Source organism: Paenibacillus konkukensis (assembly GCF_023523925.1).
In the GTDB taxonomy this organism is placed as follows: Bacteria; Bacillota; Bacilli; order Paenibacillales; family NBRC-103111; genus Paenibacillus_S; species Paenibacillus_S doosanensis.
In genome coordinates this window covers 4,265,798-4,288,853 of sequence record NZ_CP027059.1, presented here as the reverse complement: position 1 = coordinate 4,288,853, position 23,056 = coordinate 4,265,798, and the positions used below count along the sequence as shown (strand labels likewise).

Annotated in this window: 22 protein-coding genes; all 22 read left to right on the top strand. The window is 52.7% G+C overall.

Translation table 11 applies throughout. From position 1 onward, the window contains the following. The first annotated feature begins 117 nt into the window (after positions 1–117). Entirely contained in the window at positions 118–603 is a 486-nt protein-coding gene (atpF, locus tag SK3146_RS18430) for a F0F1 ATP synthase subunit B (RefSeq protein WP_249860206.1), read from the top strand. Then, positions 600–1,151 carry a F0F1 ATP synthase subunit delta gene (locus SK3146_RS18425; RefSeq protein ID WP_249860205.1) on the top strand — a complete coding sequence of 184 codons (552 nt, stop codon included), beginning with the start codon at positions 600–602 and terminating at the stop codon, positions 1,149–1,151. The genes atpF and SK3146_RS18425 overlap by 4 nt, the downstream gene beginning before the upstream one ends. Before the next feature lie 16 nt (positions 1,152–1,167). After that, positions 1,168–2,682 carry a F0F1 ATP synthase subunit alpha gene (gene atpA / locus SK3146_RS18420; protein WP_249860204.1) on the top strand — a complete coding sequence of 505 codons (1,515 nt, stop codon included), beginning with the start codon at positions 1,168–1,170 and terminating at the stop codon, positions 2,680–2,682. 124 nt (positions 2,683–2,806) lie between these two features. Beyond that, the gene (gene atpG, locus SK3146_RS18415; protein ID WP_249860203.1) at positions 2,807–3,664 is read left to right on the top strand and encodes an ATP synthase F1 subunit gamma; all 858 of its coding nucleotides are present in this window, start codon (positions 2,807–2,809) and stop codon (positions 3,662–3,664) included. Positions 3,665–3,785: 121 nt separating this feature from the next. Continuing rightward, positions 3,786–5,192 carry a F0F1 ATP synthase subunit beta gene (atpD, locus tag SK3146_RS18410; protein WP_249860202.1) on the top strand — a complete coding sequence of 469 codons (1,407 nt, stop codon included), beginning with the start codon at positions 3,786–3,788 and terminating at the stop codon, positions 5,190–5,192. A gap of 153 nt (positions 5,193–5,345) precedes the next feature. After that, positions 5,346–5,747 (top strand): F0F1 ATP synthase subunit epsilon, encoded by a 402-nt coding sequence (locus SK3146_RS18405; protein WP_249866357.1) that lies wholly within the window; start codon positions 5,346–5,348, stop codon positions 5,745–5,747. A gap of 457 nt (positions 5,748–6,204) precedes the next feature. Further along, the gene (locus SK3146_RS18400; protein WP_249860201.1) at positions 6,205–6,570 is read left to right on the top strand and encodes an NADH-quinone oxidoreductase subunit A; all 366 of its coding nucleotides are present in this window, start codon (positions 6,205–6,207) and stop codon (positions 6,568–6,570) included. Then, positions 6,555–7,073: a NuoB/complex I 20 kDa subunit family protein gene (locus tag SK3146_RS18395; protein ID WP_249860200.1), complete on the top strand. Its 519-nt coding sequence runs from the start codon at positions 6,555–6,557 to the stop codon at positions 7,071–7,073. Before SK3146_RS18400 ends, SK3146_RS18395 begins: the two co-directional genes overlap by 16 nt. Continuing rightward, positions 7,070–8,056, top strand: coding sequence for an NADH-quinone oxidoreductase subunit C (locus SK3146_RS18390; protein WP_283942767.1), 987 nt, complete (start codon positions 7,070–7,072; stop codon positions 8,054–8,056). The genes SK3146_RS18395 and SK3146_RS18390 overlap by 4 nt, the downstream gene beginning before the upstream one ends. A 6-nt stretch (positions 8,057–8,062) precedes the next feature. Continuing rightward, positions 8,063–9,163 carry an NADH-quinone oxidoreductase subunit D gene (locus tag SK3146_RS18385; protein ID WP_249860199.1) on the top strand — a complete coding sequence of 367 codons (1,101 nt, stop codon included), beginning with the start codon at positions 8,063–8,065 and terminating at the stop codon, positions 9,161–9,163. Then, positions 9,163–10,194 (top strand): NADH-quinone oxidoreductase subunit NuoH, encoded by a 1,032-nt coding sequence (gene nuoH / locus SK3146_RS18380; RefSeq protein ID WP_249860198.1) that lies wholly within the window; start codon positions 9,163–9,165, stop codon positions 10,192–10,194. The genes SK3146_RS18385 and nuoH overlap by 1 nt, the downstream gene beginning before the upstream one ends. A 30-nt stretch (positions 10,195–10,224) precedes the next feature. Continuing rightward, positions 10,225–10,668 carry an NADH-quinone oxidoreductase subunit NuoI gene (gene nuoI, locus SK3146_RS18375; protein ID WP_249860197.1) on the top strand — a complete coding sequence of 148 codons (444 nt, stop codon included), beginning with the start codon at positions 10,225–10,227 and terminating at the stop codon, positions 10,666–10,668. Between the two features lies 1 nt (position 10,669). Continuing rightward, complete coding sequence (locus SK3146_RS18370) at positions 10,670–11,194, top strand: NADH-quinone oxidoreductase subunit J (protein WP_249860196.1); 525 nt, start codon at positions 10,670–10,672, stop codon at positions 11,192–11,194. Between the two features lie 4 nt (positions 11,195–11,198). Continuing rightward, on the top strand, positions 11,199–11,510 hold the full coding sequence (gene nuoK / locus SK3146_RS18365) for an NADH-quinone oxidoreductase subunit NuoK (protein WP_249860195.1): 312 nt from the start codon (positions 11,199–11,201) through the stop codon (positions 11,508–11,510). A gap of 75 nt (positions 11,511–11,585) precedes the next feature. Next, positions 11,586–13,469, top strand: a complete 1,884-nt coding sequence (nuoL, locus tag SK3146_RS18360) for an NADH-quinone oxidoreductase subunit L (protein WP_249860194.1) — start codon at positions 11,586–11,588, stop codon at positions 13,467–13,469. Further along, positions 13,459–15,087, top strand: a complete 1,629-nt coding sequence (locus SK3146_RS18355) for a complex I subunit 4 family protein (RefSeq protein WP_249860193.1) — start codon at positions 13,459–13,461, stop codon at positions 15,085–15,087. The genes nuoL and SK3146_RS18355 overlap by 11 nt, the downstream gene beginning before the upstream one ends. A gap of 4 nt (positions 15,088–15,091) precedes the next feature. Continuing rightward, positions 15,092–16,606, top strand: a complete 1,515-nt coding sequence (locus SK3146_RS18350) for an NADH-quinone oxidoreductase subunit N (protein WP_249860192.1) — start codon at positions 15,092–15,094, stop codon at positions 16,604–16,606. A gap of 700 nt (positions 16,607–17,306) precedes the next feature. Then, a complete protein-coding gene (locus SK3146_RS35020) occupies positions 17,307–17,435 on the top strand; it encodes a hypothetical protein (protein ID WP_283942766.1) in 129 nt (42 codons plus the stop codon). Between the two features lie 29 nt (positions 17,436–17,464). Beyond that, positions 17,465–19,816: a S8 family peptidase gene (locus SK3146_RS18345; protein ID WP_249860191.1), complete on the top strand. Its 2,352-nt coding sequence runs from the start codon at positions 17,465–17,467 to the stop codon at positions 19,814–19,816. A 21-nt stretch (positions 19,817–19,837) separates the two neighbouring features. After that, positions 19,838–20,089 carry a DUF1146 family protein gene (locus SK3146_RS18340; RefSeq protein ID WP_249860190.1) on the top strand — a complete coding sequence of 84 codons (252 nt, stop codon included), beginning with the start codon at positions 19,838–19,840 and terminating at the stop codon, positions 20,087–20,089. Between the two features lie 340 nt (positions 20,090–20,429). Further along, positions 20,430–21,749: a UDP-N-acetylglucosamine 1-carboxyvinyltransferase gene (murA, locus tag SK3146_RS18335; protein WP_249866355.1), complete on the top strand. Its 1,320-nt coding sequence runs from the start codon at positions 20,430–20,432 to the stop codon at positions 21,747–21,749. A gap of 167 nt (positions 21,750–21,916) precedes the next feature. Continuing rightward, complete coding sequence (gene spoIID / locus SK3146_RS18330; RefSeq protein WP_249860189.1) at positions 21,917–22,954, top strand: stage II sporulation protein D; 1,038 nt, start codon at positions 21,917–21,919, stop codon at positions 22,952–22,954. Positions 22,955–23,056: the final 102 nt, after the last annotated feature.

The following is a 23,056-nucleotide window of genomic DNA, read 5'->3' as shown; positions in this document are numbered from 1 at the left end:
TTCGATGGGCGGGGAAGCCTTGTAGCCTCCGCCTTCGTTTTGCCCATAGCAAGCTGTGCGTGGCCCTCTCGGGCTGAACAGTAACCAGTAAACCTCTCAGAAGGGAGTGACACTTAGATGAATTTTATTCCGTCTACGTTTATTATTCAGCTTATCGCGTTTCTGGTTCTTTACTTCCTGCTGAGCAAATATGCTTTCGGTCCTTTGTTCGGTATGATGGAAAAACGCAGAACGCATATCCAAGATCAAATTCAAAGCGCGGAACAAAACCGCAAAGAATCCGAACAACTGCTGAACGAGCAAAAAGAAGCGATTCAACAAGCTCGCAAAGAAGCTTACGATATGATCGAGCAGGCGAAAGTGACCAGCTCCAAGCAGGCGGATGAGATCATCCTGCAGGCTAAAAACGAAGCTACCCGCTTGAAAGACGAGGCGCTTCGCGATATCGAGAACGAAAAGAACAAGGCGATTGCCGCACTTCGCAGCCAAGTGAGCGCGATGTCCGTTATGATCGCATCGAAAATTATCGAAAAACAAATCGACGAGAAATCTCAAGAGCAGTTGGTTGAGCATTACCTGAAAGAGGTAGGAGGCAACCAATGAGCCAGGATACGATCGTAGCCAAAAGATATGCGAAAGCGCTGTTCGAGCTTGCGCAAGAGCAAGACTTGATCGCGCAGGTGGAAGAGGAGCTGCAGTCCGTAGCTGCGGTTCTGAGAGATAACGGCGATTTCGCGAAGCTTGTTAAGCATCCGGGAATCGGAACCGAAGCGAAAGCGACGATGCTCAAGTCGATTTTTGAAGGCAAGCTGTCGGAAATTACGTTTAACACGCTGCTGCTTCTTGTCGAAAAGGGCAGAGAAGAGCTGCTGGACGCGCTGGCAACGTATTTTACGGCGATTGCAAGCGACGCGCTCGGTCAAGCGAAAGCTACCGTCTATACGCCGGTGGATTTGTCCGAAACGGAGCTTGGCAGCATCGCGGCAAAATTCAGCGCAGTGACAGGCAAACAAATCCGTGTCGAATCGGTTCTCGATAAAAGCTTGCTCGGCGGCATTCAAGTGCGCATCGGCGACCGTCTGTATGACGGAAGCTTGGCCGGCAAGCTTGAACGGTTGAAAAAAACGTTGAATCAATCTCAAGCACTGTAGATAGGGGTGAGGAAGTTTGAGTATCAAACCGGAAGAAATCAGCACGCTGATTAAGCAGCAGATTGAACAATATAAATCCGAAATCCAAGTCGTTGACGTTGGTACGGTGATTCAGGTTGGTGACGGTATCGCTCGCGCTCACGGCTTGGAGAACGCCATGGCGGGCGAATTGCTTGAGTTTCCTAACGGGGTACTGGGCTATGTGTTTAACCTCGAGGAAAGCAACGTAGGTATCGTTATTTTGGGGCCTTTCAAGGATATCCGCGAAGGCGACCAAGTCAAACGCACAGGCCGCATTATGGAAGTTCCCGTAGGGGAAGAATTGATCGGCCGCGTAGTAAATCCGCTGGGACAACCGGTCGACGGCAAAGGTCCTATCAATGCGTCGGCTTTCCGTCCTATTGAATCCCCGGCTCCAGGCGTTATGGCCCGTAAATCGGTTCATGAGCCTATGCAAACCGGTATTAAAGCGATCGACGCGATGATTCCTATCGGCCGCGGTCAGCGGGAATTGATTATCGGCGACCGTCAAACGGGTAAAACGGCGATTGCGATCGATACGATCATCAACCAAAAAGGCAACGGCGTAAAATGTATTTACGTTGCGATCGGCCAAAAGCAATCCACCGTCGTTAACGTAGTGGAGACGCTGCGCAAAGCCGGCGCTATGGATTATACCATCGTCGTAACGGCAAGTGCTTCCGAGCCTGCTCCGATGCTGTGGCTTGCTCCTTTCGCAGGCTGCGCAATGGGCGAATATTTCATGTACAAAGGTGAGCACGTGCTGATCGTTTATGACGACTTGTCCAAACAAGCGGCTGCATATCGCGAGCTGTCCTTGCTGCTCCGCCGTCCTCCGGGTCGGGAAGCTTATCCGGGCGACGTTTTCTACCTGCACTCCCGTTTGCTCGAGCGTGCAGCTAAGCTGAGCGATGAGCTTGGCGCCGGATCGCTGACCGCGCTTCCGTTCATCGAAACGCAAGCCGGCGACGTATCCGCCTATATCCCAACGAACGTAATTTCGATTACGGACGGTCAGATCTTCCTTGAGTCCGACCTGTTCTACTCCGGTCAACGTCCGGCGGTTAACGTCGGTATCTCCGTATCCCGGGTAGGTAGCTCCGCTCAAATCAAAGCGATGAAAAAGGTTGCCGGTACGCTCAAAACCGACCTTGCCCAATACCGTGAGCTGGCTGCGTTCGCAGCGTTCGGTTCCGATTTGGACAAAGCGACCAAAAATCGTTTGGACCGCGGTCTGCGTACGCTGGAAATTTTGAAGCAGGGCGTTCACCAGCCGCTTCCGGTTGAGAAGCAAGTCGTTTCGATCTACACCGTCGTAAGAGGCCATCTGGACGATCTGCCGGTGCAAGACGTTCGCCGTTTCGAATCGGAATTCCTGGCGTTCCTCGAATCCAACCATGCCGGAGTCCTGCAAAATATCCGCGACACGAAAGATTTGACGTCGGATAACGAAAACGCATTGAAAGATGCGATTGCGCAGTTCAAAAAAGGATTCGCGCCATCCGCGTAGCATATAAAACCATCGGAGCTTCTCGGCTGAGAAGCTCGGTGTTCCATTATAAGTCTTTTAACAGGCTTTTCGAGTGAAGGCTTTCCTCCAGGCGGGGGAAGCTTCGAGAGAGAGGTGAACAGGCATGGCAAAAGGGATGCGCGAGATTAAGCGCGAGATTAAGTCCAAACAAAGCACGAAGCAGATTACCAAAGCGATGGAGATGGTCGCCGCTTCCCGTCTGAGAAGAGCGCAGGAGGCAGCGGAAGCAGCCCGTCCTTATGCGGATAAGCTGAAGGAAGTGGTCGGAAGCATCGCTGCGGGAACGAAAGGCGTCAAGCATCCGATGCTGCAAAACCGCGAGGTAAAGAGAACCGGTTATTTGGTGGTAACCTCGGACCGCGGCTTGGCCGGCGGGTACAATGCGAACGTGCTTCGTAAAGTAATGGCTGAAATCAAAGAGAGACATAGTTCTCCGAGCGAGTACGCCGTCTTTGTCATCGGACGTAAAGGAAGAGATTTCTTTAACAAGCGCAACATTTCGATCGTTGAGGAAGTCGTAGGTCTTTCCGATTCGCCGACATTTGCAGACATAAGACCGGTTGCCGCCGCTGCAGTGAAGAATTTCGAGAACGGTTCTTACGACCAGTTATACCTGGTGTATAACAAGTTCGTGAATGCAATTACTCAAATACCGACAATGAAGCAGCTTCTGCCGATGGAAGATATGAGCGGAGCGGTAGTGTCCAACTACGAGTACGAGCCTTCTCCGGAGGGCGTGTTGGAAGTGCTTCTGCCTAAATATGCGGAAACGTTGATCTATAGCGCGGTTCTGGACGGTAAAGCGAGCGAGTTCGGCGCGAGAATGACCGCGATGAGCAACGCGACCAAGAACGCGACGAAGATGATCAGCGGATTGACCTTGTCTTATAACCGTGCGCGGCAGGCGGCGATCACTCAGGAAATCTCTGAGATCGTTGCGGGTGCGAACGCACAAGCATAGAACGGTTTGCAGTTGAGCGATAAATGAAGAACGGCTACGGCGACGCGAAGCTGCGAGCTGAGCGAAGTCGATGATATGAAGCAGCTTTTGTCCAAGGGCAGAGCTTTTAGGAGGGAAAACAGTGAGCAAAGGGCGCGTTGTGAATATCACAGGGCCGGTCGTCGACATTGAGTTCGAGCGTGGACACCTCCCTGAAATTTTAAATGCGATTAGAATCGAGAAAAAAGCGGAAAATTCAGGCGAACATGATATCAACCTGACAGTTGAAGCTGCTGTTCATCTGGGCGACAATCTGGTTCGCTGCGTTGCGATGTCTTCTACCGACGGTTTGGTTCGCGGTTTGGAAGCGGTCGATACCGGTGCGGCGATTACCGTTCCTGTCGGTGCGGCTACTCTGGGCCGTGTATTTAACGTATTGGGCAATCCGATCGACGGCGTGGACGAAGTGGACCGCGCGTTGACCAGCCCGATCCATAAGGAAGCTCCGGCGTTCGACAATTTGTCGACGCAAGCGGAAATTCTGGAAACCGGGATCAAGGTTATCGACTTGATGGCTCCATACGCGAAGGGCGGTAAAATCGGTCTGTTCGGCGGTGCCGGTGTAGGTAAAACGGTAACGATGCAGGAGCTCATTCACAACATCGCTTCCGAGCACGGCGGTATTTCCGTATTCGCCGGCGTAGGCGAAAGAACTCGCGAAGGTAACGACTTGTACCACGAGATGAAAGAATCCGGCGTTATTTCCAAAACCGCGATGGTGTTCGGGCAAATGAACGAGCCTCCTGGCGCGCGTTTGCGCGTAGCTTTGACCGGCTTGACGATGGCGGAATATTTCCGCGATGAAGAAGGCCGTGACGTTCTTTTGTTTATCGACAACATTTTCCGCTTTACCCAAGCGGGTTCCGAGGTATCCGCGCTTCTCGGCCGTATGCCTTCGGCGGTAGGTTACCAGCCGACGCTGGCAACTGAAATGGGTCAATTGCAAGAGCGTATCACTTCGACCAAAAAAGGTTCCGTTACGTCGATCCAAGCGATCTACGTGCCTGCGGATGACTATACTGACCCGGCTCCGGCTACGGCGTTCGCTCACTTGGACGCAACGACGAACTTGGAGCGTAACATTGCGGCGATGGGTATTTTCCCTGCGGTAGATCCACTCGCATCCTCTTCCCGTATTCTGACGCCGGAAATTCTTGGTGAAGAGCACTACAACGTAGCGCAAGGCGTTAAGAAAATTTTGCAGCGTTATAAAGAATTGCTTGATATCATTGCAATCCTCGGTATGGACGAGTTGTCCGACGACGATAAATTGGTCGTACTCCGCGCAAGACGGATTCAATTGTTCTTGTCCCAGCCGCTTCACGTGGCCGAGGCGTTCAACGGTATTCCTGGATTGTATGTGCCAGTTAAAGAAACGGTTCGCAGCTTTAAAGAAATTTTGGAAGGCAAGCATGACGATCTTCCGGAACCGGCTTTCCATAACGTAGGTACGATCGAGCAAGCGATCGAAAAAGCGAAAACATTGTAATATGACGTCGTTTAGGCATGAGCGATCATGCCTGAACGAGCCAATAAAGATACTGGTGTACTAGAGGCTGAAGAACGGGCTATGCTCGAATAGGCTCGATTTATGCCTACGAAGTGGACTTTTCGTAAAGAAAGGTTCTTAGGAGGAATCCAAGTGAGTACTTTCCTGCTGGAAATTGTAACTCCCGAGCGTAAAGTGTTTGCTCAAGAGGTAAACATGATTATCGTCAAGGGCGTCGATGGAGAGCTTGGTATTCTGCCGAATCACATTCCTTTGGTTACTCCATTGAGAGTTGCGCCGGTTACCGTGAAGCAAAGCGGTAAAGATCATTATATTGCGGTGAACGGTGGCTTCATGGAAGTCCGCAAAGATAAGGTGGTTATTCTGGCGGAAAGCGCTGAGCTGCCGGAACAAATCGATATCGAGCGTGCCAAGGCGGCCAAGGAACGCGCGGAGAAACGTTTGGCGTCCAAAAAGGACCATTACGATTTCAAACGGGCGGAACTGGCTTTGCAAAAAGCATTGAATCGGATCGAGGTTTTTGGGAGAAAATAGAAGTTGGAACGAAAGAAATAGCGGAGGAACCGGGTTCCTTCGCTTTTTTTGTTATAGGAAATGATGCACAGCAATTTCCTTTGGATATCCGGGGGCTCCCCGAAAGTAATGTCTAACCATAGAACGATCCCGGGGGATTGGTTAGTCGCCGAACCAGCCGAAGCTGGATGCGGACGGAATAAGCTTCAGAGCATCACGTCACTTTTGGGGGATTTGTTTCTTACAGGAAATATTAGACACCCCAACAGGCATTTGATATAATTGCTTAGACATATATTAACAGAAGTGTTGTGCATGATAAGGTATCGTTAGATGAGTCTGCAGGGAAATTCATCTTGTTCGCGCTTACAATGGAAACAAGAACAGAACAAGCCCTCCTCGTTCAGCACGATGAGTCTGCACATGCTTGCTGGAGTACATACTTTCCAAAACGTAAATGGGAGGCGGATCGTTCACGATGTACATGAACAGTTACGTGGTCGTTGCGATTTTTCTCGTGCTTGGTGTGTTGCTTCCAATTGTAGCGCTTACAGTGGGACGATGGCTTCGCCCGAACAAGCCGGTGGAGGAGAAGTATACCACTTATGAAAGCGGTAATGAGCCTGTCGGCGAAAGCCATGTGCGCTTCAATATCCGCTATTATTTGTTTGCGCTGATGTTTGTTATTTTCGATGTGGAAACTGTATTTTTGTACCCATGGGCCGTTGCGTATAAGCAATTAGGCTTGTTTGCGCTTGTAGAGATGTGCATTTTTGTAGGGCTGCTTGTGGTTGGGTTAATCTACGCTTGGAAGAAGAAGGTGCTGCAATGGACTTCAATTTAGAGTCGATTTCCCCGGAAGAGAGACAAGAGCTGGATCGTAATGTATTTATGACGACATTGGAGCAAATCAAGGCGTGGGCGCGAAGCAACTCGCTGTGGCCGCTAACGTTCGGTCTTGCCTGCTGCGCTATCGAGATGATGGGGACCGGGGCTTCCCATTACGACCTTGACCGGTTCGGCGTTATTTTCCGTACGTCGCCCAGACAGTCCGATGTGATGATCGTCGCCGGTACGGTGACGAAGAAGATGGCGCCGCTGCTGCGCCGCTTGTATGAGCAAATGCCGGAGCCGAAATGGGTGATTGCGATGGGCTCCTGTGCTACGGCGGGAGGTCCGTACGTCAAATCGTACGCGGTGGTCAAGGGCGTCGATCAGGTCGTACCGGTCGACGTCTATATTCCCGGTTGTCCGCCGAATCCGGCGGCGCTGATCTATGGAATCAACAAGCTGCAGGAAAAGATCCGCTACGAGGCAAAAACCGGTAAGCAGGTGACGAATCGATGAGCGATGAACAGAAGAAGGATATGCTCCCGAAGGCGGACGAGGAAGCCGTGAAGCCGAAGGAGGCGGAGGCGGCCGCCGAGGAAGCGAAGCCCGAGCCGGAGGCTCAAGCTTCGGAGCAGCCTGAATCCAAGGCGGCGGAAGCTGCCGAAGCGCAGGTGCAGGCTCAGCAGGAGCAGAAGCCGGCTGCAAGCGCCGAGACGCCGGAAGGAGCGGCCCCAGCGGCTGCGGCCAAGCCGGATGAACCCGGCGGCGAGGCAGGCACGGAAGCTTCCGCGAAGCCGGAAGCTGCCCCGCGCCGGAGGGCCAGGGCGGCGGCCGATGGGGCGGAGCCGGCTGCGGCTGATCCGGGCAAGGAGCCGTCGGATGCTCCGGCCGCCGAACGGGCCGTTCCTTCGGACGCGGAGAAAGAAGCCAAAGCGAAGGCGGCGGCGGAAGCCCGCGCGGCCAGAGCGAACGCACGTGCCAAAAAGCCGGAGGGCGAAGAGGCTGCGCCTAAGCAGCCGTCTCCCAATCAGCCGCGGCTGGATCAATGGATTGCCTTGTTGAAGGCGCAGCATGGCGATGCGGCGGTGGAGGAGGCTTTTGTTAACGAGAAGGACGGACATCTTCCTTATATAGTCATTAAAAGTGAACTGTGGCCCGCAGCGGCCGAACAGCTGAGGGACGACAGCGAGTTTCGTATGAACTATTTGCGCAACGTATCCGGCGTCGACCAAGAAACCCATATGGAGGTCGCTTATCATCTGCTCGCGCTGGATACGAAGCATGAAGTATGCATCAAGGTTAAGACGAACCGCGAAGCTCCGTCGATTCCTTCGGTAACGCCGATTTGGCCGACCGCCAATTGGAACGAACGCGAAATATACGATTTGCTGGGCATCGATTTCCCGGGACATCCGGATTTGAGAAGAATTATGATGGCCGACGATTGGGTGGGCCACCCGCTGCGCAAAGACTATGAACCGCTTGACCCGGAGGTGTAGAGTCTCTTGATTAGAACGGAAGAACTGCTGTTGAACGTAGGGCCTCAGCATCCAAGTACCCACGGGGTATTTCGGATCGTGGTTAAGCTCGATGGTGAAATTATAACCCACGCAGACCCGGTGATGGGCTATTTGCACAGAGGGACGGAGAAGCTCGCCGAAAATTTATCCTATACGCAAATTATTCCGTATACCGATCGAATGGATTACGTTTCGGCGATGACCAACAACTATGTGCTGGTTCACGCCGTGGAGAAGCTGATGCAGCTGGAAATTCCGGAACGGGCCGATTTCTTAAGGCTCATCGTGATGGAACTGCAGCGGATTGCCAGTCATATGGTATGGTGGGGCACCTATTTGCTGGATATCGGGGCGATGAGCCCGTTTTTGTATGCATTCCGCGATCGGGAAATCATCATCAATTTGTTTAACGAGCTGTGCGGTGCGCGTCTGACTTATAACTACATGCGGGTCGGCGGCGTGAAATGGGACGCACCGGAGGGGTGGATCGAGAAGGTTCGCGATTTTATTCCTTATATGAGGGATAAGCTGGATGAGTACACCAATTTGGTCAGCGGCAACGAAATTTTTCTCGCCAGAATCAAGGGCATAGGCAAATACGATGCGGAGACGGCGATTGCCTACGGGCTGAGCGGAGCCAATCTGCGCTGTACGGGGGTCAATTGGGATCTTCGGAAGGACCAGCCTTACTGCTTGTACGACCGCTTCGAGTTCGACGTTCCCGTTGGGACGAACGGCGATTGCTACGACCGTTATTTAATCCGGTTTGAGGAGATGCGGCAGTCGCTGCGCATATTGGAGCAGGCCGTAGAGCAATTTCCTGCCGAGGGCGAGATTATGGGCAAGGTGCCTCGCGTTCTTCGCGCGCCCGAGGGCGAGGTTTACGCCCGAATCGAAGCGCCTCGCGGCGAGATCGGCTGTTATATCGTATCCAAGGGCAAGGATAAGCCGTATCGGCTGAAGTTCCGCAGACCGTCGTTCGTCAACCTGCAAATTCTTCCGAAGCTGCTCGTCGGCGAGACGATGACCAATTTGATCACAATACTCGGAGGCATCGATATTGTCGTCGGGGAGGTGGACTGCTAATGAGCAGTATATTGCATGAACCGCTCACGTGGACGAATTTTGCGATTTTTTGCGCTTGGGGCGTCGTATTGTTGCTTCTTGTTCTGGGCTTCGTTACGTATGCCATTTATTTCGAACGCAAGGTGATCGGCTGGATGCAGCTTCGGATCGGGCCGAACCGGGTAGGGCCGTTAGGGCTGCTGCAGACGGTGGCGGACGTATTCAAGCTGCTGATTAAGGAAGACACGATTCCGCGAAAGGCGGAACGGGAGCTGTTCATTCTCGCGCCCGTTATCACGTTCATTCCGGCTTTCGTCGTCATAGCGGTCATTCCGTATTCGGAGAAGCTGATCAGCACCGACTTGAACGTCGGCTTGCTGTTTTACGTGGCTTTGTCGGGCATTTCCACGATCGGCATCGTGCTCGGAGGCTGGGCTTCCAATAACAAATATGCGCTCCTCGGGGGCATGCGCTCCGCCGCGCAAATGATTAGCTATGAGATTCCGCTCGTCATCTCGGTTATCGGCATCATTATGATGACGGGCAGCTTGAATTTGAATGTGATTGCCGAGCATCAGGCAGGCGGCTTCTGGCATTGGAACTTCCTGCCGCAAATCATCGGCTTCGTCGTCTTCGTCATAGCGGGCGTATCCGAGCTGAACCGGACCCCTTTCGACCTTCCCGAAGCGGAGTCGGAGCTTGTGGCCGGGTATCACGTGGAGTACAGCGGCTTCCGGTTCGCGTTCTTCATGCTGGCGGAATATGTGTACGTCTTCGCCATCGCCGGACTGACGACGACTTTGTTTCTCGGAGGCTGGCAGTCGCCGTTTCCGTTCCTCGATTTTATCCCGGGGATCATCTGGTTTTTGCTGAAGTTCGCGTTCATCGTGTTTTTCCTGTTCTGGATTCGCGCCACGCTGCCGCGGATTCGGGTCGATCAGCTGATGGGGCTCGGCTGGAAGGTGCTGCTGCCGCTGGCGCTGATCAACATTTTCGTAACGGCGATTTACATGAGTATCGGGCCTGTGATGTCGGTTTACTTTTTTAAATAAACCATGATGCTTTGGAAAGGGTGAGAAATCATGAAAGGCATAGTCAAAGGTCTCGGCGTTACCCTGAAAAGCATGACGCAGAAAAAAGTGACCTATGCGTATCCCGACGTCCCCTTGGAGATGCCGGACCGGTTCAGAGGCATTCAGCATTTTGATCCTGACAAATGCATCGTCTGCAATCAATGCGCGCGCATTTGCCCGACGGAATGCATTACATTAACCGGCAAGCCGAACCCCGACCCCGAAAAAAAGGGCAAGGTGATCGACACGTACGATATTAACTTTGAAATCTGCATCTTGTGCGACCTGTGTACGGAAGTATGCCCGACCGAAGCGATCGTCATGACGAACAACTTCGAGCTGAGCGCATACAGCCGCGACGATTTGTTCAAAAATTTGCAGTGGCTGAACGAGAACAATGTGAATGTGCGCAAGGAGAACAATTCGGCGCTTCCGAAAGGAGGGGCGAAATAAGATGCTGGCCAATATTGCGGCGTTTCTGTCAAACGGTGAAAATATCGCCTTCTTCATTTTTGCCCTGATGGCGATAGGCGGAGCGATTTTCATGATCAGCTTCAATAAGGTCGTCCACATGGTAGTTGCCTTGGCGCTGACGTTTATCAGCCTGGCCGGCTTGTACGTCATTCTGAATGCGGAGTTCGTCGCCTTCGTGCAGGTGCTCATTTACGCCGGAGCCATCTCGATTCTGATGATTTTCGGGATTATGATGACCAAGCATCAGGGCGAAGAAGAGGAGCCGAAGCGTCCGGTCTATAACACGCTGCTGTTTATCGGCGCGCTGGCGCTGTTCGGGATTCTCTTCTATGCGATCCAAAACGTGACGCTGCCCGGCGGCGAGTTCAAGGCGGCGGAGGACAACACGCTGGAGATCGGCAAGCTGCTGTTCCAACGGCATGTCATTCCGTTCGAGCTGATGTCGGTGCTCTTGACCGTAGCCTTCATCGGTGCGATCGTCGTGGCGAAGAGAGAGGAGGACTAAAAGCATGGCCGGATCGGCAACCCCATATTTGACTCTTGCTGCCATCCTGTTTTGTATCGGTTTGTACGGCGCTTTATCCAAAAAAAATGCGGTGATCGTGCTGCTCTCCATCGAGCTTATGCTCAATGCCGTCAATTTGAATCTCGTCGCCTTCTCCAAGCTGGGCGTTCAGCCTAGCCTGACGGGGCAAATTTTCTCGCTGTTTAACATTACGATAGCCGCGGCGGAGGCTGCGGTCGGCATAGCGATTTTGATTGCGTTTTACCGCAACAAAGGAACGACGGATGTCAACGAGATGGATTCGTTGAAACGATAGCTTGCGGGCGCGGGCTTACTCGGGAGCCCGAGGTAAGCTTGCTGACGCAAACTTGTAGGAGGAGGACATAAATTCATGATATCGGCCTACTCGCAGTATGCCTGGCTTATCCCGTTGTTTCCGCTGCTTTCGTTTCTGCTCCTGACGGCAGTAGGGCGTCAATTGAAAGAAGCGGGCGCTTATATCGGCATTGTTGCGGTTTTCGCTTCGTTTGTCGTGTCTCTGCTCATTTTCATCGAACGGCTGGGCGGGCAAATTGAAGATTATACGTGGAATAAGCTGCATTGGATCAATCTCGGTACGTTTTCCTTCAATATGGGATTTGAAGTGACCAATTTAAACGCGCTGATGCTCGTCATCGTGACGCTGGTCAGCTTGCTGGTCAATTTGTATTCCAAAGGGTATATGCACGGCGACGAGAGGATCAACGTATTTTTTGCATACATAGCCTTGTTTACGTTCTCTATGCTGGGGCTTGTCATTTCGGAAAATTTGCTGGAGCTGTATATATTTTGGGAGCTGGTGGGCGTATGTTCCTTCCTGCTGGTCGGCTTCTGGTACTTCAAGCCGGAAGCTCGCGCCGCAGCCAAAAAGGCTTTTATCGTGACAAGAATCGGCGATGTAGGTCTCTTGATCGCGATTTTGCTGCTGTTCTGGGCGATGCCGAATCATGCGCTAGACTTCACGTCCATTCATAATGCGTTCAGCAGCGGCAAAATATCCGGCGGCATGGCCACATGGATCGCCATCTTGATCTTTGTCGGAGCGGTCGGCAAATCCGGCCAGTTTCCGCTGCATACGTGGCTTCCTGACGCGATGGAAGGGCCGACGCCGATCAGTGCGCTGATCCATGCGGCGACGATGGTTGCGGCGGGCGTATATCTGGTGGCGCGCACCTTCGACGTATTCCAGGCGTCTCCGGCGGCGCTGATGGTAGTTGCGTGTATAGGCGGGTTTACGGCGATTTTTGCAGCTACGATAGGGATTGCGCAAAACGATATTAAGCGGATACTTGCCTACTCCACCGTTAGTCAGCTTGGCTACATGATGATGGCGCTGGGGATCGGGACTTCGGTTGCTTACACGGCCGGGATTTTTCACCTTTTCACTCATGCGTTCTTTAAGGCGTTATTGTTCCTCGGCGCGGGCAGCGTCATTCACGCCGTGCATACGCAGGATATTCACGAGATGGGCGGCATCGGCCGGAAAATGAAAATAACGGCGTGGACGTTCGGCATCGGCGCGCTGGCGCTGTCAGGAATTCCTCCGTTCTCGGGCTTCTGGTCCAAAGACGCCATTCTTTCGGAAGCTTATGCGAATAGCCCGTTGCTGTTCTGGGTCGGCCTCATTGCCGCCTTCTTCACCGCCTTTTATATGTCGAGGCTGTTCTTCCTCGTCTTCCTGGGCAAACCGCGGCATCAGGAGAAGGTGCACGAGTCGCCGGCCAGCATGACGCTGCCGCTTGTCGTGTTGGCGGTATTGGCCGTTGTCGCAGGATTCGTGTTCACGCCGTTCAGCCCGTGGCTCGGCACTTGGCTGACCGGTCATGCGGAGGAAGAGCATGCGAACGCCGTCGTGATGATCTTGTCTACGGTGGTCGGATTGCTGGGGATCGGGCTCGGCTATTTGATCTATGTGAAGCAATCGATTCCGAGCGACGTCGTATCGAGCCGGGCACCATGGCTGTACTGGCTGCTCAACCGCAAATATTATATCGATGAGATTTATCAGGCGGTCTTCGTCAGGTCTTTGAAGTTTCTCGGATTAATCTTAAATCTGTTCGACGAGTATGTCGTCGACGGCATCGTGAGGCTGGCTGCTTACTCGGTCGTCGGAATCGGGCGCGTCGGCTCCCGTCTCCAGAGCGGGCAGGTGCAGTCCTACGGGCTTGCGACTTTGCTCGGATTGCTCATTCTGGTGCTGGCTATAGCAGGAAGGAGGTTTATCCATGCAGGATAGCTTACATATTTTATCGCTGATAACCTTCTCGCCGCTGCTGGGCGTTCTGGTGCTGCTCTTCGTGCCGAAGCATCAAGGCCGCTGGATCAAGACCGTCGGAATTGCCGCGACCTTCATCCCGCTGATTTTGTCGGCATGGCTGTACGCGGTCTTCAATCACCAACTGGAGGGCATGCAGTTCAAGGAAGATTACAGCTGGATTCGAATACCGCTCAATCATGAAGCCCAGGGCTTGAATCAGATGACGTCGTTCTTTCTTGAATTCAAGTACACGATGGCGGTCGACGGACTGTCGCTGCCGCTGGTATTCCTGACCGCACTGGTCGCTTCCATGGCGGCTCTGGCATCCATCTACATTAAGAAAAGATGGAAGTCGTATTACATTCTGTTCCTCCTGCTGGAAACCGGGATGTTCGGCGTCTTTATGGCGCAGGATTTGTTCTTGTTCTTCGTCTTCTTCGAAGTTACGCTGATTCCGGTGTTTTTCCTGATCGGCATATGGGGCTATATGGAACGCGAACGGGCGGCCAACAAATTTTTGTTGTATAACGGTTTGGGCTCGGCCATCATGCTAATCGCTTTTCTCATTCTTATTTGTACGGCGGGCTTCGGGCAAGTGTCCAACGATAGCGGGACATCGATCTTTTACAGCGGCGACTTAAGCGTCATTACAGGCCATCTGTTCCAAGGCGAGGGCTCCTACGTCAATCAGGGCGATTTGGAGGGCAACCCGTTCTTCTTAAGCGGGGCGATGAAATGGACCTTATTCATCATGCTGCTGGTGGCGTTCGGCATCAAGCTGCCGATTTTTCCGTTCCACACGTGGATGCTGCGGGTCCATACCGAAGCTCCTCCGTCTATCGTTATGATTCACTCCGGCATTTTGCTGAAAATGGGCGCTTACGGCTTGATCCGCTTCGGCGTACTGCTCTTTCCCGAGCAGGCGACGGCATGGGCCAAAGTGCTGGCGGTGCTGGGGGTTATCAATATTTTGTACGGGGCCGTGTTGGCTTTTGTGCAGAAGGATTTTAAGCTGGTGCTGGCTTATTCCAGTATTAGCCATATGGGCATCGTGCTGCTGGGGATCGCGGCCTTCAATACGGTAGGAATGAGCGGCGCCGTATTCCAGCTGGTCTCTCACGGCTTGATCTCGGCCCTCATGTTCCTGCTCGTAGGCGCCATCTACGAGAGGACGCAGACGACGATGCTGGACCAGCTCGGCGGGCTGGCCAAAAATGTGCCGTTTCTTTCCGGGATTTTGCTGCTGGCCGGGATGGCTTCGCTGGGCTTGCCGGGATTATCGGGATTCGTCAGCGAATTTCTCGCTTTCGTCGGTTTGTTCCAGACCGCCAAAATCATTACGGTCGTTGGGACGGTCGGCGTTATATTGACCGCTGTGTATGTCCTTCGGGGGGTTCTCAGCATGACCTACGGGCCGCCGGCGCTCCCGTCCGACAGTATGCGCGACGCTCGTCTGATGGAGGCCATTCCAATGGTCACTCTGGCTGCCTTTATCGTTGTGCTGGGCATTTATCCTGCGGTGCTGAGCGATCCGCTGCAACAAACCGTCAGCAGCTTCGATCAGTTCATTCAATCCGTAGTGAAGATAGGGGGTTAGACCGGTGGAACAACTACGTCTCCAATGGAGCGATCTCGGATACTTGGCACCGGAGCTGACTTTGGTTATTGCTGCGGTCATCTTATCGCTGCTCGATCTTCTGATGCCCAAGCAGACGAACCGGACGATTCTGGGTTGGTTATCGCTGGTCGGCATCATCATCTCCGGCTTATTCGTCATCGGTTATTTGAATCCTGCCGAACCGAAGCAGCTGCTGGATTACAGCTATCGCATCGACGATTTCGCCGGTATCATGAAGCTGATTTTGCTCACAGGCGCAGGCCTCGTCACGTTCATGAGTTTCGGCACCGTGAAGGAAGAGGAAGTGCCGCATGTCGGCGAGTTTTATTACCTGCTTTTGCCGGCTACGCTCGGCGGGATGATTATGGCTTCCTCCGGCGATCTCATTACGCTGTACGTCGGTCTTGAGCTGCTCAGCATCACCTCGTACATATTGGTGGCGATGCGTAAGAAAGATCTGCGTTCGAACGAGGGATCGTTCAAGTATATTGTGCTGGGCGGGATTTCGTCGGCGATCATTTTGTACGGCATGTCCTTCCTGTACGGCATGAGCGGTTCCACCAGCATTGCCGAGATCAATACCGCGCTCGGGCAAAACGCGCAGGCGATGCTGCCGTTCCTATACGTCTCTTTTTTCCTGCTGCTCGCAGGCTTCGGGTTCAAAATAGCGGCGGCGCCATTCCATATGTGGGCGCCTGACGTCTACCAAGGAGCGCCGACCCCGGTAACGGCTTTTCTGGCCGTTGTATCTAAAGCGGCGGCCTTCGCTATATTGTTCCGAGTGCTGTACGGCATATTCGGAATCGGCTCGTTAATGGAATTGCCGTTCCATGGAGATATGCTGCTCGCGCTTATGGTTGTCGCAGCGGCGGCAATGATTCTCGGTAATTTCACCGCTCTTAGGCAAAATAACCTGAAACGGTTGCTGGCTTATTCGGGGATTGCCAACTCGGGTTATTTGCTGGTTCCCATTTCGACGCAATTTTCGATGGTGCATTATACGAACTTCGCAGAATTCGCCTTTTACTTGATTGCGTATTTGTTTATGAACATCGGCATATTCGCTCTGCTTATGATTATAGAGCGTTCCACGGGCGACGAATCGATCGGAGGTTTGGCGGGTTTGTACTACCGCGCGCCCGGAACGGCCGTAGCTGCCGTATTCCTGCTGCTGTCCTTGGCGGGATTGCCTTTGTCCGGCGGGTTCTTCGGGAAGCTGTTCATTATGCTGGGTACCTTGCAGACGCAGCATTACTGGTTAGCGGCGGTTATGATCGCCACGAGCGTAACTTCGTTTTACTATTACTTCGGGTTTATCCGTCAGATGTTCATGCGGACGGACTTCGAGTCCCGCGACGTCATCGTGCCCGTACCGCTGGGTATCACCCTGTGGTTATGCGCGGGAGCCAGCTTGCTGCTCGGGATCGTGCCGCAATGGGTGCTGGGCTGGATCGACCGGATATTCGCCTTGACGCAAGATTTGTTTTTCTTCAGCTAAGGCTGAGGCCTCTGAACATAAGTCCAATTGTCCTGCGGTTCTGGATGATTGGGCTTTTTTCATTGTTTAGGAAATGATGCGCAGCCATATCCTGTGGATATCCGGGGGCTCCCCCAAAGGTAATGTCTACCCATAGAACGATCCCAGAGGAATGGTTAGACGCCGATCCAGCTTAGGCTGGATGCGGACGGAATAAGCTTCAGAGCATCACATCACTACCCTGGAAATTACTCTTGGTACCCCATTTCCATTGTCTGTGGTGCCGCGTAGCGGCATGGATGGCTTTTGGGGGATTTGTTCTTATAGGATTTATAAAATTTCGTGTTTCCCTGGGTAAGGAGAGAAGCGATAGCGGCCGCCTTCGAAATTCGTGTTGAAAGAGTCCGCCCAAAATACAAACGAAGCGCAGATTTAACGATAAATCTATAGAATGGAAGCTGTGAATTATTCATTTCGCTTAAAGCGGTCAAAACGGCCGAAAGTGATGCTAATATGCCTTATTTTAGGGCTAAAATTACATGACTGGGCTTGTGATAAATGGTACAATGAGAAGGCTTAAGAGCAGCTTAAAAAAACCTTAAACGACATTCAATAAAACTCCATTATTTGCCAGTTTGTTTTCAGAAAATACGGCAGGAAACCCACCCCCCTTATCGAATTAGTAAAGCTACTCCAATTAAGTAAAGAAGGAACCATGGACATGTTACATAAAACCGTTACTCGCCGATTCGTTCATTGGGTCATTGGTATTGTGATGCTGTTTGCCTTTGCCGGACAGGCGATGGGGCGACGGCTAACGATCCGCTGGGAGAAAAGCAAAAATACTTAAATGAAATTCACATTGCGGATGCCTGGGATGTGACTCGAGGAAACCCGAATATTACAATAGCGATCGTCGATACGGGCGTCGATTTGAATCATCCCGATCTGAAGGGGAATCTGGTTCCGGGAGTCAATCTGATGAATCCGAAGCTGCCCCCTCAGGACGATAACGGGCACGGCACCAACGTGGCCGGCGTCGTCGCCGCTGTAACGAATAACGATCAAGGCGTCTCCGGCATTTTGTGGAATGCCAAGATTATGCCAATCAAGGCGCTGGAGGCCGACGGTTCCGGCGGAGAGGCTAAGCTCGGCGAAGGCATTCGTTATGCTATCGATCATGGCGCGAAAATTGTCGTATTGTCCTTGGGATTAAATAAATATTCGACATATATGAGCGATATCGTCAAGTATGCCGAGGAGAAGGGCGTACTGCTGGTGGCCGCTACGGGAAATGAAGGCAATCGGGTACGATATCCCGCCGCTTATTCTACGGTGCTCGCCGTAGGGGGGATGACGCCGGATCATATTGCGGATACCCGGTCCAATTCGGGTCCGGAGATCGACCTGGTCGCCCCCTGGGATGTGTTCACTACGGCGCTCGGCGGCACGTACGAATACAAGGACGGCACCTCGATGGCGGCTCCCCAAGTGGCGGCGGTCGCCGCGCTGGTCTGGAACAAATATCCCGACATGAAGCCTTACCAAATACGCCAGCTGCTGCGCCAAACTGCGGACGACCTGATGGTGCCTGGATGGGACGCGGTCACCGGCTACGGACTGCTTAGGGCGGACCGTGCTTTGACCGAGACGCCGCTGCTCGACATGTATGAGCCGAACAACCGGAAAGATCAAGCGAAGGCGCTGTCCGTCAGCCAAATGATCGCAGCCTCGTTTACGGGCGGATCGGATCAGGACTGGTTTTATTTTGACGCTCCTTATGACGGTACGGTCAATCTGAATTTCGATCTGGAAGCGGGACAATCGGTGGACGTTCAGCATACGGATGCCAAAGGAACGTTTACCGGAGTAACTGCCGCTCCCGGGAAGCCTGTAGCGCTCAAAGTAAGCAAAGGGCGCAGTTATTTGCAGCTTCATTTGAGCGACCGTGGCAAGAAGGAAGAAGTGCCTTACAAGCTGACGACGTCCTTCGACATCTACGCCGATCAGTTTGAGGATAACGATAAACAGTACAAAGCTTACGTCATTCCTTCGCGAAGTCAGACGATCAAGGGCACATTCCATCAGATGAACGACCAGGATTGGTTTGAGTTCCCCGTGGAACAATCCGGTATGCTGACGATCCGTCTCAGCACGGATACGGCCAGGATCGACCCCGTATTATACGTGCAAAAGCAGGGAGAAAAGGGAGTTACGGTCGATGACGGCGGAGACGGGGTTACGGAGATGCTGGTACTGCCCGAGGTGTTTCCCGGCAGCTATTATATCCGCGTGAGCAACGTGAAGGAATATGCGTTTCCCGTAACGGGGGAGTACACGCTGGATATTGAATACGACGCCAAGCAGATTGATCCTAACGAGCCTAATAATAAATCGTATCAATCGACGACGATATCGCTGGATACGGAATATTCCGGCTTGATGGATAAGGCGGACGATATCGACTGGTTCCAGTTCCAGATTTCCGGCGACAGCTACGTTCAAACCGATATAACGGACATTCCGTCCGGCGTGACTATGTTTGCGAACTTATACGACGGAAGCATGAAGCCTGTCAGCAGCGGGGACGGTAAAACCGCGATTCAGCTGCATCAGCGGCTGCCTTCAGGCACGTATTATTTGAAGCTGACGGCGAGCGAGCCGTTCGATCGCGATCTGTATCAGCTGATCGTCCATGCCGAACCGCTGCTGGGCGGGTACAGCGACATTCAGAGCCACTGGGCGCAGGATAACATCCTTGAGCTGAGCGGCAAGCAGATCATTAACGGCTATGACGACTATACGTTCCGCCCGGATCTTCCGATTACCCGCGCGGAGGCGACGGCCATTTTAAGCCGGGCGTTTAAGCTCAGTAAGCAAAAAAACATTCAGTATAAGGATGTATCGCCTAGTCATTGGGCTTATGTGGATATTGCGCGAGCCGCGCAGAGCGGCATCGTTGACGGATATCCTGACCAAACGTTTGCTCCCGATCAGCCGGTTAGCCGGATGGAGATGACCTCCATGATTGCGCGAAGCATGAATAAATCGGGCAAAGTGCGGGGAGCGGTTCCTTTTACCGATGTGGATGACGATTATTGGGGCGTCGGCATCTTGAAGCAGATGAAAGCCGAAGGCTGGATTACCGGCTATGCCGACGGAAGCTTCAAGCCCGATCAGCAAGCGTCCCGAGCCGAGTTCGTCTCCATGCTGGCCCAAATTATGCCTTAATGTGAAAGCGAGGATTTGCTTGTGGATTATGTTGAAAAAATGAACAGCTCGATGGGGATGAACGGATTGTTGAACATTTTCATCGTTCTCATCTGCATCGTCTTTGCTTGGTGGGCGCTGCAGGAGCTTCATTTAGATAAAATATTGAAGAAACCGAAAAGCACGCAAAGCAAAGTGCTGCAAATATTGCTGGCCATTGCGCTTGGTTATCAAGTGGCGCGTTTTTTCATCGACTATTTTCTTTGGTCGACCTGGTTGTCGGGAATGTTTTAACCATGCATATTGCGGGCGGGCGCGCGGATTCGAGCGAAAATTGCTCAGCCGCGCTGCGTTCGCTTGCTAATGGTACGGCTTGCAGGAGTGGGGCGGCGATGTTAACCGTGCTTAAGAGGCTTCCTCCTGCTCCAAAAGGACACTACATAGCTTTATTCCGGCCGATTCGCGAATAACTGAGGTGAATTTTGTCAACAATGGATAGTACAACCGTTGCAAATCCCTGATTAGCTCCGAACAGTATCATGACCGGTTTTTCAAAAAATGAAAATTTACATGCTGAAGGTTCAATGCTAAACTAGTACAGTATGCAGTGAAAACAGCGCGGAGGGGGACCATGATGAGCAAAATTATCGTCCGCGGTGGCCAAAGATTATCGGGCAGAGTAAGGATTCACGGCGCGAAAAATGCCGTATTGCCGATTATCGCAGCCTCTATTTTAGGTACAGAAGGAGAAAGCGTCATTCACGACGCGCCTCCCTTGGACGACGTTATCGTTATAAATAAGGTACTGGAAAGTCTCGGTGTAAAAATCGAATATAAAGATGAAACCATACGTGTCAATGCGCGAAATATTACAACCTGCGAGGCGGCCTATGAATTGGTCCGGAAAATGCGGGCATCTTTTCTCGTTATGGGACCTTTATTGGCCCGGATGGGTCAGGCGAGAATTTCATTGCCGGGCGGATGCGCGATCGGCACCCGGCCGATTGATCAGCATCTCAAAGGCTTTGAGGCGATGGGAGCGGAAATAGAGCTTGGACAGGGCTTCATCGAAGCTAGAGTGTCCGGCCGGCTGAAGGGCGCCAAAGTGTATTTGGACGTTGCGAGCGTAGGCGCCACCGAGAATATTATGATGGCGGCCACGCTGGCGGAGGGCACGACGACGATTGAGAATGCGGCCAAGGAGCCGGAGATCGTCGATCTGGCGAACTATCTCAATGCCATGGGCGCCAAGATTCGCGGAGCCGGAACCGGGCTGATCCGGATCGACGGCGTAGAACGATTGCGCGGCGCTGTACATACGGTCATACCGGACCGGATTGAAGCAGGTACATATATGATTGCGGCGGCGATTACCGGCAGCGATTTGTACATCGAAGGGGCGATTGGCGACCATCTGCGTCCTGTTATATCCAAGATGCAGGAGATGGGCGTGCATATTACCGAGGATGAGAACGGGCTGCGCGTATATACGGACCGCCCCTTGCGGAGCGTTGACGTGAAGACGCTGCCGTATCCGGGCTTCCCGACGGATATGCAGTCGCAAATGATGGCGCTGCTGCTGACTGCGGATGGAACCAGCATCGTGACGGAAACCGTCTTCGAAAACCGTTTTATGCATGTGGAGCAATTCGTCAATATGAATGCTCAGATCAAAGTGGACGGGCGCGCTGCGGTCATTAGCGGAGGAACCAAGCTGCGCGGAGCCAAAGTGTGCGCAACCGACCTTAGAGCGGGAGCGGCGCTGGTTCTTGCGGCGTTGGCCGCCGAAGGAGAGACCGAGATTACCGGAATCCATCATATCGAGCGCGGCTATGTCGACATTGCGGCTAAGCTGCGAATGGTGGGAGCTGATGTTCAGATGGTTACCGCCGAGGCGGAAGAGCCGGAAGAACAGCCGATTTCAATTTTTGCGGTCAGTCCGAGTTTGGCATAACCCCTATACAATCAGCTTAAGCGAGGAGATTCTCTCAAACCAGGAGAGGGTCTCCTCTTTTCTCTTTCCGTGTTCTATTCTATTTTTTTCGCTCATAAGATGATGTTACCTGCAGTTGCTGCCAGGAGACATTCTAAGAGCGGACAGAATACGGAGGAAGAAGCTTAATGAACAAGAAGAAATGGATACGCCCGGCAGCCGCTTTTTTGTCCAGCTTTATTGCTGTGATCGTCATCGTGCCGGCAATTCTCGTAAAAACGACCGCCCCTTCCCAAGATCCGGTAGGCCAACCGTCCGCATCGGCATGGAGTCAGCTCCAAACTCAGGATGCATCCTCGCTCGTCGTTCCCGTATATCTGACGAAACAGAAGAAAGTAGAATCGATTCAATTGGAAGCTTATATCCGAGGAGTTCTTGCGGCGGAGATGCCGATCGAATTCGAGATTGAGGCGATGAAAGCGCAGGCTATGGCCGCCCGGACCTATATTGTCCGCAGGGTAATAGAGCAGGATTTCAGCAATATGCCGGTGTCGGGCGCTTGGGTGACCGATACGATCGCCCATCAAGCTTATGTGACGGATGAAGAGCTGAAGGAGCGCTGGGGACCGGCCTATCAGACCAATTCGGACAAGCTGAACCGCGCGATCAGCGAAACTAGGGATTTGATACTGACGTATCAGCACAAGCCGATCGAAGCGACGTTCTTCTCTACCAGCAACGGGTACACGGAAAATTCGGAAGATTACTGGAACGACTATATTCCATACTTGCGCAGCGTTCCGAGCCCGTGGGATGTGAAGCTATCGCCGCGCTATAAGGATACGGTGACGATCTCGTACAAGGAGCTGCAGAGCAAGCTGAGCGTCCGCGGCGTCGTACCGGTCTCGGCCGGCGGCGGCAGCGGAGGACTGAAGGTGCTGGAAACTTCCCAAGGGCATCGCATCAAAAAGATAACGATCGGGAGCAAAACCTTCAGCGGACGAGAGGTTCGCGAAAAGCTAGGATTGGCATCCTCGCAATTCCAGTGGACATGGAAAGGAAACGATCTGCAAATTACGACTTTCGGATACGGGCATGGAGTAGGCATGAGTCAATGGGGAGCTAACGGGATGGCGATGGAGGGACGCAAGGCGGACGAAATCGTCAAGTACTTTTATACCGGAATCGAGATTGATAGAGCGTCGGTTCTATTGAACCGGAGGTAGCGCCGATTCCCCGGCGTTGCCCCGTGAAACGCAAACTATTATTTATTTGAAATATATGCAAAAAAAATAGATCGCCTCGCGTATAAAACTCGCAGCCGTGGC

Bases quoted from the DNA above. Each gene is read 5' to 3' on its own strand.
- atpF (WP_249860206.1), top strand. From the start codon at position 118: ATGAATTTTATTCCGTCTACGTTTATTATTCAGCTTATCGCGTTTCTG.
- SK3146_RS18425 (WP_249860205.1), top strand. From the start codon at position 600: ATGAGCCAGGATACGATCGTAGCCAAAAGATATGCGAAAGCGCTGTTC.
- atpG (WP_249860203.1), top strand. From the start codon at position 2,807: ATGGCAAAAGGGATGCGCGAGATTAAGCGCGAGATTAAGTCCAAACAA.
- SK3146_RS18400 (WP_249860201.1), top strand. From the start codon at position 6,205: ATGTACATGAACAGTTACGTGGTCGTTGCGATTTTTCTCGTGCTTGGT.
- SK3146_RS18395 (WP_249860200.1), top strand. From the start codon at position 6,555: ATGGACTTCAATTTAGAGTCGATTTCCCCGGAAGAGAGACAAGAGCTG.
- SK3146_RS18390 (WP_283942767.1), top strand. From the start codon at position 7,070: ATGAGCGATGAACAGAAGAAGGATATGCTCCCGAAGGCGGACGAGGAA.
- nuoH (WP_249860198.1), top strand. From the start codon at position 9,163: ATGAGCAGTATATTGCATGAACCGCTCACGTGGACGAATTTTGCGATT.
- nuoI (WP_249860197.1), top strand. From the start codon at position 10,225: ATGAAAGGCATAGTCAAAGGTCTCGGCGTTACCCTGAAAAGCATGACG.
- SK3146_RS18370 (WP_249860196.1), top strand. From the start codon at position 10,670: ATGCTGGCCAATATTGCGGCGTTTCTGTCAAACGGTGAAAATATCGCC.
- nuoK (WP_249860195.1), top strand. From the start codon at position 11,199: ATGGCCGGATCGGCAACCCCATATTTGACTCTTGCTGCCATCCTGTTT.
- nuoL (WP_249860194.1), top strand. From the start codon at position 11,586: ATGATATCGGCCTACTCGCAGTATGCCTGGCTTATCCCGTTGTTTCCG.
- SK3146_RS18355 (WP_249860193.1), top strand. From the start codon at position 13,459: ATGCAGGATAGCTTACATATTTTATCGCTGATAACCTTCTCGCCGCTG.
- SK3146_RS35020 (WP_283942766.1), top strand. From the start codon at position 17,307: ATGTTACATAAAACCGTTACTCGCCGATTCGTTCATTGGGTCATTGGT.
- murA (WP_249866355.1), top strand. From the start codon at position 20,430: ATGAGCAAAATTATCGTCCGCGGTGGCCAAAGATTATCGGGCAGAGTA.
- spoIID (WP_249860189.1), top strand. From the start codon at position 21,917: ATGAACAAGAAGAAATGGATACGCCCGGCAGCCGCTTTTTTGTCCAGC.